This window comes from Salinirubrum litoreum, from assembly GCF_020567425.1.
GTDB lineage: Archaea > Halobacteriota > Halobacteria > Halobacteriales > Haloferacaceae > Salinirubrum > Salinirubrum litoreum.
The window spans coordinates 1282407-1296469 of the sequence record NZ_JAJCVJ010000002.1 but is presented as its reverse complement, the minus strand read 5'-3'; the positions used below and the strand labels follow the sequence as shown (position 1 = coordinate 1296469).

Annotated in this window: 13 protein-coding genes; 9 read left to right on the top strand and 4 right to left on the bottom strand. The window is 68.7% G+C overall.

The window, feature by feature from the left end; translation table 11 throughout:
- The first annotated feature begins 119 nt into the window (after window positions 1–119).
- The 3 genes from carB (at window position 120) to LI337_RS15025 (ending at window position 4505) form a co-directional block, all read left to right on the top strand.
- Window positions 120–3356, top strand: a complete 3237-nt coding sequence (carB, locus tag LI337_RS15035) for a carbamoyl-phosphate synthase large subunit (RefSeq protein WP_227230704.1) — start codon at window positions 120–122, stop codon at window positions 3354–3356.
- Between the two features lie 102 nt (window positions 3357–3458).
- Complete coding sequence (locus LI337_RS15030; protein WP_227230703.1) at window positions 3459–4184, top strand: SDR family oxidoreductase; 726 nt, start codon at window positions 3459–3461, stop codon at window positions 4182–4184.
- A gap of 78 nt (window positions 4185–4262) precedes the next feature.
- On the top strand, window positions 4263–4505 hold the full coding sequence (locus tag LI337_RS15025) for a ferredoxin (protein ID WP_227230702.1): 243 nt from the start codon (window positions 4263–4265) through the stop codon (window positions 4503–4505).
- 183 nt (window positions 4506–4688) lie between these two features.
- On the opposite strand, the gene LI337_RS15020 is transcribed toward LI337_RS15025, so the two are convergent.
- Window positions 4689–5432: a bacteriorhodopsin gene (locus tag LI337_RS15020; protein ID WP_227230701.1), complete on the bottom strand. Its 744-nt coding sequence runs from the start codon at window positions 5430–5432 to the stop codon at window positions 4689–4691.
- Between the two features lie 206 nt (window positions 5433–5638).
- Between LI337_RS15020 and LI337_RS15015 the strand changes: the two genes are divergently transcribed.
- The 6 genes from LI337_RS15015 to LI337_RS14990 all read left to right on the top strand — a co-directional run bounded on the left by LI337_RS15015 (window position 5639) and on the right by LI337_RS14990 (window position 12315).
- Complete coding sequence (locus LI337_RS15015) at window positions 5639–6376, top strand: lycopene cyclase domain-containing protein (RefSeq protein ID WP_227230700.1); 738 nt, start codon at window positions 5639–5641, stop codon at window positions 6374–6376.
- 1 nt (window position 6377) lies between these two features.
- Complete coding sequence (locus tag LI337_RS15010) at window positions 6378–7454, top strand: Brp/Blh family beta-carotene 15,15'-dioxygenase (protein WP_227230699.1); 1077 nt, start codon at window positions 6378–6380, stop codon at window positions 7452–7454.
- A gap of 126 nt (window positions 7455–7580) precedes the next feature.
- Entirely contained in the window at window positions 7581–7718 is a 138-nt protein-coding gene (locus tag LI337_RS15005) for a hypothetical protein (protein WP_227230698.1), read from the top strand.
- 113 nt (window positions 7719–7831) lie between these two features.
- Complete coding sequence (gene mdh / locus LI337_RS15000) at window positions 7832–8746, top strand: malate dehydrogenase (protein ID WP_227230697.1); 915 nt, start codon at window positions 7832–7834, stop codon at window positions 8744–8746.
- Window positions 8747–9730: 984 nt separating this feature from the next.
- The gene (locus LI337_RS14995; protein WP_227230696.1) at window positions 9731–11608 is read left to right on the top strand and encodes a HEAT repeat domain-containing protein; all 1878 of its coding nucleotides are present in this window, start codon (window positions 9731–9733) and stop codon (window positions 11606–11608) included.
- Between the two features lie 80 nt (window positions 11609–11688).
- Window positions 11689–12315 carry a DsbA family oxidoreductase gene (locus LI337_RS14990; RefSeq protein ID WP_227230695.1) on the top strand — a complete coding sequence of 209 codons (627 nt, stop codon included), beginning with the start codon at window positions 11689–11691 and terminating at the stop codon, window positions 12313–12315.
- A 39-nt stretch (window positions 12316–12354) separates the two neighbouring features.
- Here LI337_RS14990 and LI337_RS19970 read toward each other — a convergent pair whose 3' ends face one another.
- The 3 genes from LI337_RS19970 to LI337_RS14980 all read right to left on the bottom strand — a co-directional run bounded on the left by LI337_RS19970 (window position 12355) and on the right by LI337_RS14980 (window position 13943).
- Entirely contained in the window at window positions 12355–12489 is a 135-nt protein-coding gene (locus LI337_RS19970; RefSeq protein ID WP_264475010.1) for a hypothetical protein, read from the bottom strand.
- A gap of 87 nt (window positions 12490–12576) precedes the next feature.
- Window positions 12577–12960 carry a thioredoxin family protein gene (locus LI337_RS14985; RefSeq protein WP_227230694.1) on the bottom strand — a complete coding sequence of 128 codons (384 nt, stop codon included), beginning with the start codon at window positions 12958–12960 and terminating at the stop codon, window positions 12577–12579.
- The gene (locus LI337_RS14980) at window positions 12957–13943 is read right to left on the bottom strand and encodes a DUF7351 domain-containing protein (protein ID WP_227230693.1); all 987 of its coding nucleotides are present in this window, start codon (window positions 13941–13943) and stop codon (window positions 12957–12959) included. Before LI337_RS14980 ends, LI337_RS14985 begins: the two co-directional genes overlap by 4 nt.
- Window positions 13944–14063: the final 120 nt, after the last annotated feature.

The following is a 14063-nucleotide window of genomic DNA, read 5'->3' as shown; positions in this document are numbered from 1 at the left end:
TCCGGCCGTGTGTCACTCTCTGGCTCGGGTGCTGGCAAGACTTACGAAATCCGAAATCCTGTTTCGAGGTTCGCAATCTTTCGCCGGGCTTATTACGATGTGCGGACTCCGACAGCGTGATGACCGACGAGGACACCTCCGAGGACAGAACCATCCTGCTGATCGGGAGCGGCCCGATCCAGATCGGACAGGCGGCCGAGTTCGACTACTCAGGCGCGCAGGCCTGCCGAGCACTGCAGGAGGAGGGGGCACGAGTCGTCCTCGTCAACTCGAACCCGGCGACGATCATGACCGATCCGGAGATGGCAGACGAGGTCTACATCGAACCGATCACCACCGACGCCATCTCGGAGATCATCCGGACAGAGCGTCCGGACGGCGTGATCGCCGGCCTCGGCGGCCAGACCGGGCTGAACGTCACCGCCGAACTCGCCGAGGAGGGCGTGCTGGAGGAGTACGACGTGGAGATCATGGGCACGCCGCTCGACACCATCTACGCGACGGAGGACCGCGACCTCTTCCGCCAGCGCATGGAGAAGATCGGCCAACCGGTCCCGCAGTCCACGACCATCTCGCTGGACGACGACGAGTCCGTGGCGGAACTCACCGCCGAGGACCTGCAGGGGCGCGTGGACGACGCAGTCGAAGCGGTCGGCGGCCTGCCCGTCATCGCTCGGACGACCTACACGCTCGGCGGCAGTGGGTCGGGCGTCGTCGACGACATCGACGAACTGTACGAACGCGTCCGGAAGGGCCTGCGCCTGTCGCGCAACTCCGAGGTGCTCATCACCGAGTCCATCTCGGGGTGGGTCGAACTGGAGTACGAGGTGATGCGGGACGCCGACGACTCCTGTATCATCATCTGCAACATGGAGAACATCGACCCGATGGGCATCCACACCGGCGAGTCGATGGTCGTGACGCCCTCGCAGGTCATCCCCGACGACGGCCACCAGGAGATGCGCGACGCCGCACTCGGCGTCATCCGCGAGTTGGGGATTCAGGGCGGCTGTAACATCCAGTTCGCGTGGCACGACGACGGCACCCCCGGCGGCGAGTACCGCGTCGTGGAGGTGAACCCGCGCGTCTCCCGGTCTTCCGCGCTGGCCTCGAAGGCGACCGGCTACCCCATCGCCCGCGTGACGGCGAAGGTCGCCCTCGGCAAGCGCCTCCACGAGATCGACAACGAGATCACCGGCGAGACGACCGCGGCCTTCGAGCCAGCCATCGACTACGTGGTGACGAAGGTGCCGCGCTGGCCCAAGGACAAGTTCGACGACGTGGACTTCACGCTCTCGACGGCGATGAAGTCCACCGGCGAGGCGATGTCGATCGGTCGGACCTTCGAGGAGAGCCTGCTGAAGGCGCTCAGATCGACGGAGTACGACCCCGCCGCCGACTGGGACGAGGTGAGCGACGACGAACTCGAATCCGACTACCTCGAAGCGCCGACCCCGGACCGCCCGTACGCGATGTTCGAGGCGTTCGAGCGCGGCTACACCGCAGAGCAGGTCGCCGAACTGACCGGCATCGAGTACTGGTACGTCGAGCGCTACAAGCACGTCACGGACGCGGTCGTGGCGGCACAGGACGGCGACTTCACCGAGGCGGCGATCACCGGCCACACGAACGCCTCCATCGCCACCGCCGCCGGGTCGGACGTGACCACCGTCGAGGAGTCGGTCCCGGGCCGCACCTACAAGCAGGTCGACACCTGCGCCGGCGAGTTCGCCGCACAGACGCCGTACTACTACTCCGCGCGCCAACCGGAGTTCGAGACCGGCCCGTACAAGGGTGAGTCGGCCGGCGGCGAACTGCGCGTGAACCGCGACGTGGACAGCGTCGTGGTCGTCGGCGGCGGCCCGATCCGGATCGGACAGGGCGTCGAGTTCGACTACTGTTCGGTCCACGCCGTCCGCGCCCTGCGGGAGGCGGGCATCGAGACACACGTCGTCAACAACAACCCCGAGACGGTCTCGACCGACTACGACACCTCCGACGGCCTGTTCTTCGAACCGATCACCGCCGAGGAGGTCGCAGACGTGATCGAGGCGACCGACGCCGACGGCGTGATGGTCCAGTTCGGCGGGCAGACCTCGGTCAACATCGGTCACCCCCTCCAGTCGGAGATCGAACGCAGAGGGCTGGACTGTGAGATCCTCGGCACCTCGGTCGACGCGATGGACCTCGCGGAGGACCGCGACCGGTTCAACCGCCTGATGGACGATCTGGGTATCGCACAGCCTGCAGGTGGGACCGCCACCAGCGAGGCCGAGGCACTGGACCTCGCGAACGATCTCGGCTACCCGGTGCTCGTGCGGCCCTCCTACGTGCTCGGCGGGCGGGCGATGCAAGTCGTCCACGACGACGCCGACCTGAAGACCTACATCGAGGAGGCGGTCCGCGTCTCCCCGGACAAACCGATCCTCGTCGACCAGTTCCTCGCGGACGCAGTAGAACTCGACGTGGACGCCGTCTCGGACGGCGAGCAGACGCTGATCGGCGGCGTGATGGAACACGTCGAGTCGGCGGGCGTCCACTCCGGCGACTCCGCCTGTCTCATCCCGCCGCGCTCGCTGTCCGACGAGACGATGGCACGGGTGCGCGAGGTCGCCGAAGACATCGCCACGGCACTGGACACGGTGGGGCTGCTGAACGTCCAACTCGCTGTCACTGGCGTCCACGATTCGGACGCCGACCCCGAGGTGTACGTGCTGGAGGCGAACCCGCGCTCCTCCCGGACCGTGCCCTTCGTCTCGAAGACGACCGGGGTCCCCATCGCCAAACTCGCGGCGAAGGTGATGGCCGGGTCGTCGCTCGCCGACCTGGACGCGACCGAGCAGATTCCCGAGGACATCTCCGTGAAGGAGGTCGTCCTGCCGTTCGACCGCCTGCCGGGATCGGACCCGCGCCTCGGCCCGGAGATGAAGTCCACGGGCGAGGTGATGGGCACGGCCGACACGTTCGGGAAGGCCTACGAGAAGGCCCAGTCGGCGACGAACAAGCCGATCCCCGAGTCCGGCACCGCCGCAGTCGACCTCTCGGCCGAGGAGTTCCCCGCGCCGGACAGCGACGAGGGGCAGGCGCTCACCGCGGGCTACGGCGACTTTTACGACCTCGTGACGTTCGACGACACCGAGTCGTTCCGCGAGGCGGTCCGCCGGGGCGAGGTGGACCTGATCGTCTCCCGCAACCGCGACGTACTCGAAACCGCCGTCGAGGAGGACGTGACCTACTTCTCGACGTACGCCAGCGCGCAGGCGGCACTGGAGGGTCGCCAGCACGCCGACGACCCGATCCAGGTCGTCTCGGTGTCGAAGCGGCCGAAGCGCGAGGCGAAGTGGGGCGGGGAGTAACCCCGTCGGTGGTCCCTCGCCGGACTCGCTGACGACACCCCGGCGATCACAATTTCTGCGCGCCTGCGAACCGTTATCCCGGCCCGCTTGCTAGCCCCGTGTATGACCGACATTTCGCGCGTCCTCGTCGCCGGGGCCAGTGGCGGCACCGGGCGACAGCTTCTGCGACTCCTGCGACACACCGACTACACCGTGAGGGCGCTGACGCGCGATCCCTCGAAGGAGGTGGAGCTCCGAGAGGCCGGCGCGGACGAGGTGGTCGTCGGCGACATCATGGAGCCCGCAGACGCCGAGCGTGCGGTCGAAGCGGTCGACGCCGTACTCTGTGCCGTCGGCTCCACGCCGGGGCTCGATCTGCTCTCGCGCGACCCGGTTGACGGTCGGGGTGTCGTGAACCTGATCGACGCCGCCGTCGCGGGCGGATGTGCGGCGTTCGTCCTCGAATCCTCGATCGGCGTCGGCTCCTCGCGCCCGGGGATGCCGAGCGTCTTCCGGCTCTTCTTGAACGCCTTCGGCATCGTCTCGGCGAAGGAACGCGCCGAGGAGCACCTCAGGAGTTCGGGTGTCCCGTACACCATCCTCCGACCCGGCGGCCTGACCGACGACCCGCCGACCGGCGAGGTCGTCGTCGGCGAAGGCGGGGACACGGTGTCGGGGAACATCCCCCGAGCCGACGTGGCTCGGCTGATGGTCGCCGCTCTCTCCTCGCCGGACGCCCGGAACCGGACCTTCGAGGTCGTCAGTCGGTCGGGGTTGCGCGGGGACGCCACCGGGGTCGTGAACCCCGAGTGGCGACTGCCGGAGCCGGTGCCGGACGCCGAGGAGTGAGTCGGTCGTCGGTCGCGTCCGACACGCAAGCGACCCCGGCGTCGGCACCGATTTGTACCGGACACCCGAAACGAGGGTATGCGCATCGAGTTCGACCGGGACACCTGTATCGGGATGTTCCAGTGTGTGGACGAGTGGGACGGCTTCGAGAAGAACTTGGACGCCGGGAAGGCGGACCTGCTGGACAGCGAGGAGACCGACGACGACGTGTTCGTCGCCGAAGTCCCCGAGGGCGAGGAGTTCGAGGCCGAGTTCGCCGGCCGGGTCTGTCCAGTGGACGCGATCAAGGTGTACGACGACGACGGCGAACAGATCGTCTGAGTCGGCTGTTCGTGGCGGTGTGGCGTCTTGAACTCGCCGCGTGGTCCAGTGGTTCGACAACAGCCGACGTCAGCACTGATCTGGCAACAGCCGACGAGCGTATTGGTTCGGCAAAAGCCGACGTTCGCGGAGAGTCGTCGCTGTCGAGTCGTCGAACGTGGAGAAGTGGGACCGCGCGTCGGATCAGTCGTCGGCGACTGCGGTCGCACCGTGCCCGCTGGCCGCCGAGAGGACGCTCCGACTCCGGAGCAGGAGGAAGCCGAAGCCGACCTTCGCGGCCAGGTCCAGCACCATGAACGCGGCCGTCTCGACGCCGAGCGGGATGATCGCCAGCCCGCTCTCGGTGCCGAGTACCCAGACCACCGGGTAGATGGCCCACAGCAGGGCCGTCAGGTTCCGGAGTCTGCCGAACAGTGCGCCCACGTCACCCGGCTGTTTGCTCGCCTGCTCGGTCATCTCGCCGAGCAGGAAGTACAGCAGGGCGATCAGCGCGCCCGTCGAGATCGCCCACCAGACGATCCGGAACAGCTGTCCCTCGGTGGCCAGCGCGCCGACCAGTCCGGTCCCGATCATGAACACGTCCAGCCCGATCAGGGTGTAGATCGTGTTCCGGTCCGCGCCGGCCAGGAGGCCCAGATCGAGCAGTAGCAGTGGCGTGGTGAACAGCCAGTCGGCGTACCGCGCCCAGTAGATGTCGAGCGTGCCGAGGCCGGTCACGTCCACTTCGATCAGGCCGTAGCCCGTCGCCATCGCGAAGTACGAGACCGCCGCGATGGCCGGAATGAAGATGGTGACGATGTAGTACTCCTGTTCTCTCGGGTCGTCCACGGACCATCCCTTCGCGAGGAAGTAGACGGTACCGAGTGCCATCCCGACCGTGCCGATCCACAGCGAAATCGCCTCTAATCCCATCGTTGGCGACGCCATACCCAGAGTGTGTAACGGACGGCACCGACTTATACTCTCTGACGAGTTTCACGTTCTCGGAGCAGTCTCGGACAGCGTGCTGTGTTGACACACGTCGCAGAGGAGACGCCGACAGTCGCGCCGACACCCCTACGCTTATGCGACCTCCGCCCCCAGCTTCGTGACATGAATCGTGCGACGAGACGGCGCTGGCTCGCACAGCCCCGATGACGATCCTCTCGTACGTCGGCTTTCACCTGCTGTTCGTCCTCCCGCCGCTTGCCGTGGTCGCCTACGCGGTCCCCCACCTGCCGGCCGAACGTCGGCGGGTCGGGCGAGTCGGTCTCGCGTTGATGACGGCGGCGGCCCTGCTCTACACGACGCCGTGGGACAACTACCTGATCCAGCAGGGCGTCTGGTGGTACGGCGAGGGGACCGTCCTGTTCCGGATCGGCGACGCGCCCGTCGAGGAGTACACCTTCTTCGTCCTCCAGCCGATTCTGACGGGACTGTGGCTCTACTGTCTCGGCTTCGATCCGACCTACGAACCGGGCGACTTCGACCGACTGCCCCGCGCTGTCGGCGCGCTGGCGTGGCTGGGTCTCGCCGGTGTCGGCGCACTCCTGCTCGGTCGGCCGGGTGGCTACTACCTCGGTGCGATTCTCGTGTGGGCCTGCCCGGTCGTCGCGCTCCAGTGGGGTGTCGGCGCGAACTACCTCCGCCGGACGTGGCGACGCTGGGGGCTGGCGGTCGCAGTGCCGACGGTCTACCTCTGGTTCGCGGACAGGATCGCCATCGGACTGGGCGTCTGGACCATCTCCGACGACCTCTCCACCGGGGTCGACCTGCTCGGCCTCCCGATCGAGGAGGCCATCTTCTTCCTCGTGACGAACCTGCTGGTCGTGCAGGGGATGGTGCTGTTCGAGTGGGTCATCGACAAGTGGCGAGCCGACGGGACGATCTGAGATGTCGGTCGCGGAGCGCCTGCCGCCGGCACTCGAACGCCACCTGACCGCGGCGGTCGTCCGCCCCTCGGTCGCCGCCATCGCGGTCGCCACCCTGCTCGTGACGCTCCTGCCGCCGCTTCCGGTCGAAGTGCGCTACGCCCCCTTCGTCGTCAGCGTCCTGCTGTTCGGCCTGCCGCACGGCGCGGTCGATCACCTCGTGCCGGGGCGGATGCTCGGGCAGGGTGGCTACGCGCTCCGGCCACTGCTCGCAGTGCTGGGTGTCTACACCCTCCTCGGCGGTCTCTACCTCGTCGCGTGGTACGTCGTCCCGGTCGCGGCGGCGGTGTTCTTCGTCCTGCTGACGTGGTTCCACTGGGGGCAGGGCGACGTCTACGCGATGCTCGCGTTCGAGCGTGCCGGCCACCTCCAGAGCCGCGCCGAGCGAGCCCTCGCACTGGTCGTCCGGGGCGGCCTGCCGATGCTGGTCCCGCTCGTCGGGTTCCCCGGGGAGTACCGGGCGGTCGCAGAGGCGTGGGTTCGGCTGTTCGCACCCGAGTCGGTGTCGGCGCTCGCACCGTTCTTCACGACCGGGGCCCGGACCGGGGTCGCCGTGGGCTTCCTCGCCGTGACGCTCCTCTCGCTCGGAGCGGGACTGTGGCGCGTGCGTGCCGGTCAGAGAGGGGCCGGGACCGACGCCGAAGACGGGGAGCTCCGACGGGGCTGGCTCCGAGACGCGGGCGAGGTCGCCCTGCTGTGGCTCTTCTTCCTGCTCGTCCCGCCGATTCTCGCCATCGGGCTGTACTTCACCCTGTGGCACGCGCTCCGGCACATCGCCCGTCTCGTGGTGGTAGACGACCCCGGCGCGTCGGCGCTGGCGGCCGGCGACTACCTCGGCGCGCTCGTCCGGTTCGCCAGGGACGCGACGCCGGCGACGGTCGGCGCACTGCTCTTCTTTGCCGGACTCTACCTCGCGGTCCCGACCGCGCCCGGCGACCGCGCCGGCTTGCTGGGGTTGTATCTCGTCGGTATCGCGGTGTTGACGCTCCCGCACGTCGCGGTCGTGACGTGGATGGACCTCCGGCAGGACGTGTGGTGAGCGGCGACACGTCGGGCGTGGGGAGTCGCGGTTGCCGGGCGAGATGCCCACTCGACACGGCCGATTCTCAGTCACTCGGAGACAGGGACAATGATTAAGAACTGCGACCGTGTTCGTCGGAACGAAATGGAGACACACGACCACGGGTCACGGGTCGTAGAGTGGGCCGAGTTGGTCGGTGCCGACGTACCGGAGTCGGTCCTGACGGACGAGGGGACGACCACGGAGACCGACTGGCAGGTGCTGTCGGACGAAGCCGAGTGAGTCGCGCGGTGCCGTGGGTATCGACAGTCGTCGAACCGTAGATTCGTCGTTCGCGGACCGTTCGCGGGGGTTCCGAAGTACTTAACGGGCGTGCTGTGGCAGAATTACGTGGTATGACGAAAGTTAGCGTGGTCGGCGCCGCTGGCACGGTCGGGGCCGCCGCAGGGTACAACATCGCGCTGCGTGACATCTGTGACGAACTCGTCTTCGTGGACATCCCGGACAAGGAAGACGAGACGGTCGGACAGGCCGCCGACACGAACCACGGCGTCGCGTACGACTCCAACACGACCGTCCGGCAGGGCGGCTACGAGGCAACCGAGGGCTCGGACGTGGTGGTCATCACGGCCGGCATCCCGCGCCAACCCGGCCAGACCCGCATCGACCTCGCGGGCGACAACGCGCCGATCATGGAGGACATCGGCTCCTCGCTCGCCGAGTACAACGACGACTTCGTCTCCATCACGACCTCGAACCCGGTCGACCTGCTGAACCGCCACCTCTACGAGGCCGGTGACCGCGACCGCCACTCGGTCATCGGCTTCGGCGGCCGACTCGACAGCGCCCGGTTCCGCTACGTCCTCTCCGAGCGCTTCGACGCGCCGGTCCAGAACGTCGAGGCGACGATTCTCGGCGAGCACGGCGACGCGCAGGTGCCGGTCTTCTCGAAGGTTCGCGTCGACGGCGCGGACCCCGAGTTCTCGGGCGACGAGAAGGAGGAGATCCTCGGCGAACTGCAGGCCTCCGCGATGGACGTGATCGAGCGCAAGGGCGCGACCCAGTGGGGTCCGGCGACGGGCGTCGCCCACATGGTCGAGGCCGTCCTGCGCGACACCGGTGCTGTCCTGCCCGGCTCCGTGAAACTCGACGGCGAGTTCGGCTACGAGGACACCGCCTTCGGCGTCCCGGTGAAACTCGGCTCGAACGGCGTCGAGGAGGTCGTCGAGTGGGACCTGACCGACTACGAACAGGACCTGATGGACGAGGCGGCCGAGAAGCTGTCGGATCAGTACGACGAGATCGCGTAATCGGACGAGATTACGTACTCGGAAGGCTGTGGTGCGGGCCGACGCGGATTTTTCGTTCGGTGTGGTCTGACTCGTGGTTCGTGAGGAACTGGGCGTTTGATAGTGAGGAGACGGTGGGACAGCATCGCAAGCGACGATTTTTGTGGCGAGGCTGGCGTCCCGAACCGCGACTGTGACCGCGACAACGACCGCAACGACGCCGCTACTCGATCTAGCGCACCGACGAGACGACCGCAACCGCGACAGCATCCGCCACCGCACCGCAATCGGAGTAGCCACGAGCCTCCCCAGCCGACTGCGTTGTCGTCGGGCGACACGGGAGTCGCCCGACTACTGGCGAGACCTCCGGTCTCGCTCTGCTCAGTCGGCGCGCCCAGGAGGGGCGCGCCAGTTGCGTTACTCATCCCTCGCACGCGTCAGGTCACGCGCGCCGACCGCAACCGCGTTGCGACAACACAGCAGAAGTTCGACTCACGTCACACGCACCAGTCGAGTGGGCTGGCGCGACCTCGTGTCGCGCACCTCGGCGGCGCAGGGCCGCCTCGGGCGACGCACTTCGGCGGCGTGAGGCCGCCTCAGGCACGCCGACGGTCGCAGGGAGGCGCCCACGCTGATCCGACTGGTCCACCGCGAATTGCATGAGTCTCCGCAGAATCAGTCGGGTGGGACTGAACGGGGCCGGCGTCTCGACTGGCCCCCGACGCACCAAGCAGAGCGAGACCGGAGGTCTCGCCAGCAGTCGGGCGACTCTCGTGTCGCCCGACAACACTGGACTGAAGGCTGGCGAGCTTGCTCGCCAGCCTGAGGGAAGCGCGCAGGAAGTCGCGGGCCATCGAGACGCCGGGGGCTTTCACCACTCGTCGTCCGAGACTGATTCGACAGCGATCACATCGCTCGCACGCGCTCACTCTTGACGGTCCACACCCACCACCGAGTCCACCAGCCTCCCACGGATTTAAGTCGTCACACCACGCCGTCCCGTCAATGAGCGACTGGGCGGTCGCGTGGCACGATCCGGCGGGCATCGACACGACCGTCTACCGAAACGTCGCGGTCTTTCTCGCCGACCGTGGCGACCACCCCGACGACCACCTGACCGACGCACTCGCAGACGGCCTCCCCTGCTCGCTGTCCTTCTCCTTCGCCCGCGTCGGCACGGTTCGCTTCCGACTCGACGCGGCGGGCGACGACTGGCTCCGACTCGTCCCGACCGCCGGCACCGACGACCCCGAGTCCGCGCTGGCACTGCTCGGCCGCTGTATCGAACTGTTCGAGCGGTTCGACTTCGACCGGGGTCTCGTCGCACCCGAGGCGGCACTGACCGACCTCGACACGTCCCTGCCCGACTCGGCCGACGGCTCCGATCTCGGCGACCTCACCCGCCCCGAGGAGACCAGCGCCGTCTTCCTCGACGGCGAGACGACCGACGACATCGGGGCGGCCAGACTCGCCGCCACGCCGGCGGTCGCCGCGCTCGAACTCCTCGACGGGAGCGCGCTCCTGCTCGGCGGCCCGGACCTCGCCGACGCCCGACTCCGACTCGACGCCACGCGCTCGGCACCGACGAGCGAGGACCTCCCGCTCCGGGACGCGATGAGTTGGGCACTCGGCTGGCTCGACACGCCCGCCGTCGCCGACCGACTCGCCGGGGTGCTGGCGGCCGGCACGGCAGACACCGAGGCGGGCACCGACGCCGCAGTCACCCGTCGCGTCGCGGCGACCGAGACGCTCGGCCTGCTCCGCCGGACCGACACCGGCAGTTCGCTCCGACGGGCACTGGCCGACCCGGCACCCGCAGTCCGGGCGGCCGCCGCCGAGGCACTCACACCGAGCGACGCGGACAGCCGAACTGCGCTCCTCGACACCGCCCGAGACGACGCCGCGCCCGACGTTCGCCGGCGGGCAGTTCGCTCGCTCGCCGACGGTCCGAGAGCCGACGCGACCGTCGAGGCGCTCGCCGAGGTCGCCAGCAGGGACGCGGAACCGGCAGTCCGGGCGGCGGCAGTCCGGGCGATCGGTGACGCTCGCGGGCCGGCGTTCCACGCCGACCGACTGGCCGACGAGCGACCGGTGCGAGTCGCGGCCGCCGAGACGCTCCAGTTGTTCGCCGACGGGACCGCCGACGCGGACACGGACCTCGCCGCAGTCGCCGACCGACTCGTCCCGGCGCTGTCCGACGACACGCCGGCCGTCAGGCGCGCGGTCGCGGACCTGCTGGGGAGCGTCACGACGCCGGCGGCGACCACGGCGCTCTGTCGGGCGACCACGACCGATCCGGACGCTGAAGTTCGCGCGACCGCCGTCACTGCACTCGGCCAGCAGTTCGCGGGCCGACAGCAGGGGCGAGAGACAGCAACCGACGACCGACGCGACGACGCCGTCGAGGCGCTGTTGACCGCGCTGACCGACGAGTCGGCGGTTCGGGAGCGCGTGCCGGACGCCCTCGGCCGACTCGGTGACGAGCGCGCGACCGAGCCGCTGATCGACGCGCTGTCGGGCGACTCGAGACGGGAGGATGCGGCGGACGACGTGCCGGTCCGGCGGGCGGCCGCGAACGCACTCGGGAACCTCGGCGACCAGCAGGCGGTCGAGCCACTGCTCGACGCACTGGACGACCCGGACGATCTGGTCCGCGAGCAGGCGGCCGTCTCGCTCGGACAACTGGACGACGAGCGCGCGGTCGGTCCGGTGGTCGACCTGCTCGACGCTGCGGAGAACGACCGACTGCGCTACCGACTCGTGTCGGCACTCTCGGGCTTCTCGGGCCAGCAGGCGACCGACGCGCTGGCGCGACTGGCCGAGACCGACGACAGCGAGGACGTGCGAACGGCGGCGGAGTGGGCGCTGACGCGGCGGGAGTGATCCGGTCGTCTCTCGACCGGGCTCCCGGTACACACGACCGCGAACGGTTCGTTTACCAGTGCTGGCACACTTCGGCTGGTATGGACGACACCGATCAGATCACGGTCTACTCGGACTACGTCTGCCCGTTCTGTTACCTCGGGCGCGAGTCCCTCCGGCAGTACCAGGCCGACCGCGACGAGCCACTCGAAATCGACTGGCGACCGTTCGACCTCCGATCGCACAAGCGCGGTCCGGACGGCGAGATAGACCACTCGGTCGACGACGGCAAAGACGACGAGTACTTCGAGCAGGCGAAACAGAACGTCCGCCGCCTGCAGGAGCAGTACGACGTGGCGATGAACCTCGACATCGCCACCGACATCGACTCCCTGCCGGCGCAGGTCGCCTCGATCCACGTGAAGCGTCACTACGACTACGAGACGTGGCTGGACTTCGACGAGGCGATCTTCGACGCGCTCTGGCAGGAGGGTGCGGACATCGGCGACCGTGATCTCCTCGTGGATCTCGCCGAGTCCGCGGGCGTCGACGGACAGGAAGTCGCGGACGCCCTGTCGGACGAGACGCTCCACGCGGAGGTCCGCGAGCAGTTCACCGACGCACGGGAGGCCGGCGTGACCGGCGTGCCGACGTTCGTCTACGAGGGGTACGCGGCACGCGGGGCGGTCCCGCCGGCGCAGTTGCGACGGCTGGTCGAGGGTGTCTGAGACGGGTGTGGTGACGCTGGGTCGACGCGTCGGAGTCGGTCACTCCGTCGCCGACACGAGTTCGGTGTCACACCGGGGGCACACACGAGGTGCGTCGGTGGCGAACGCGCGGAATCCGCAGTTCGGGCACTCCTCCCACGCCACCAGTCCGTCGTAGGCTTCTGCTCGGCTCATACGTGGAGAGACGACGCGGAGAGGATTAACTGTTGAGCAGGACAGTTCAGCGGGGCGGTGTCGGCGCGGTGTCGGCGCTCGCCGGGGTCAGCGGTTCGACTCGACGAACGCCACGACCGCTTCGACGCCCTGAAAGCCGTCGGCGAGGCGGGCGACCAGTTCCCCCTCGACGAACAGCAGGAGGGTCGGGACCGACTGGATCGTGAACCGGTCGATCAGTTCGGGGTCGTCGCGGGGGTTCACCAGCGCGACGGTCGCGTCGGTCACGCGGGCGACGTTGCCGAGGACCGGTTCCATGCTGGCACAGATGCCACAGCCCTCGGTGAAACACTCCACGAGCACGAGGTCGCGGTCCGCGACCAGCGCGTCGAGTTCCGCGGCGTCCGCGAGGGAGATCGGTCGGTCGTCGGTCGCTGAGGCCGGAGCGCGTTCGTCGGTCGCGTCGGCGGTGCCGGTGTCCGGATCGCTCATACCGGCTCGTCGGGGCGCGAGCCACGTAGCTCCTGCGGGACGGCGTCGCGGTCGGCGTCCACGAGGACCGGGTCGTCCGTCGGAATCGGCTCGACGGCGAGGTCGGCGTCCACGACGACGGTCAGTCGGTCGTCACCGAGCGTGATCGTCCGGTGGACGCACAGAGGGTCGGTCGAGACGACGTCGAGGGCGTCGTCGTGGAGCCAGTCGAGTCGCCACGTCGGTTCCCGTGTCACGTCGATACCGTGGTCGTCGTGGAAGGCGACGACCGGCGTGGTCTCCATGATCGCGGTGGCGACGCTGGCCTGGACTCGCTCGGGACACCGGGCACAGTCGTAGCTGACGCGGACTGTCGGGTCGGCGGTGTCGGCATCGGCGCTGTGAGTGTCGGTCGCGTCGACGAGTTGCAGTCGACCCTCCATCCGGCCGTGACAGGTCGGACAGAAGCCGGCCTGGGCGTGTCGCACCAGCGTCCGGACGAACGCGGCGACGACTCCCGGCAGGTCGTCGGTGTCGTAGTCGGCCAGCACACCCGGCGGGACGGTCGCGCCGGTCACCAGTTCCGCGCAGTCCTCGCAGGCGATGGTCGCGCGCTCGTCTTCGTAGGTCAACACGAGTGGGCCGCCACACAGGTAGCAGGGGTCCGGGAGGCGGATCGGGTCGGCGCGTCCGGTGTGGGTGTAGCTCCCGGAGACGACCGCACCCATGACGAGCGTCCCGGCCGGGCGCAGGGTGTAGCCGTCTTCGTTCCGGTGGACGAACCGGTCGGTGAGTCTCCCGAGGTGGTAGTTGAACTGCCCGCTGTCGCGCACGCCGACCGTCTCGCGGAGGTCGGAGAAGCTGACTCGGTCGGGGAGCGCGCGCCACAGCGCCTCCAGCACGCCCATCCTGATCTCGTTGCCCAGCAGTGCGAAGGCGTCCTCGGGCGCGAGCGCCTCGACTGCGAGTCCGGCTGTGCCGACGTCGTCACTGTGGGTTCTCATGCGCGCCGAGACGCTGTACGAGTACTTAATCCTGTCAGCGTGACAACCGGCGTCGGTGCGCGAGCCGGGGTCGACCCGGGCCAGACCCACAGCGTTTTACCCCGCTCACCCGCCACACCG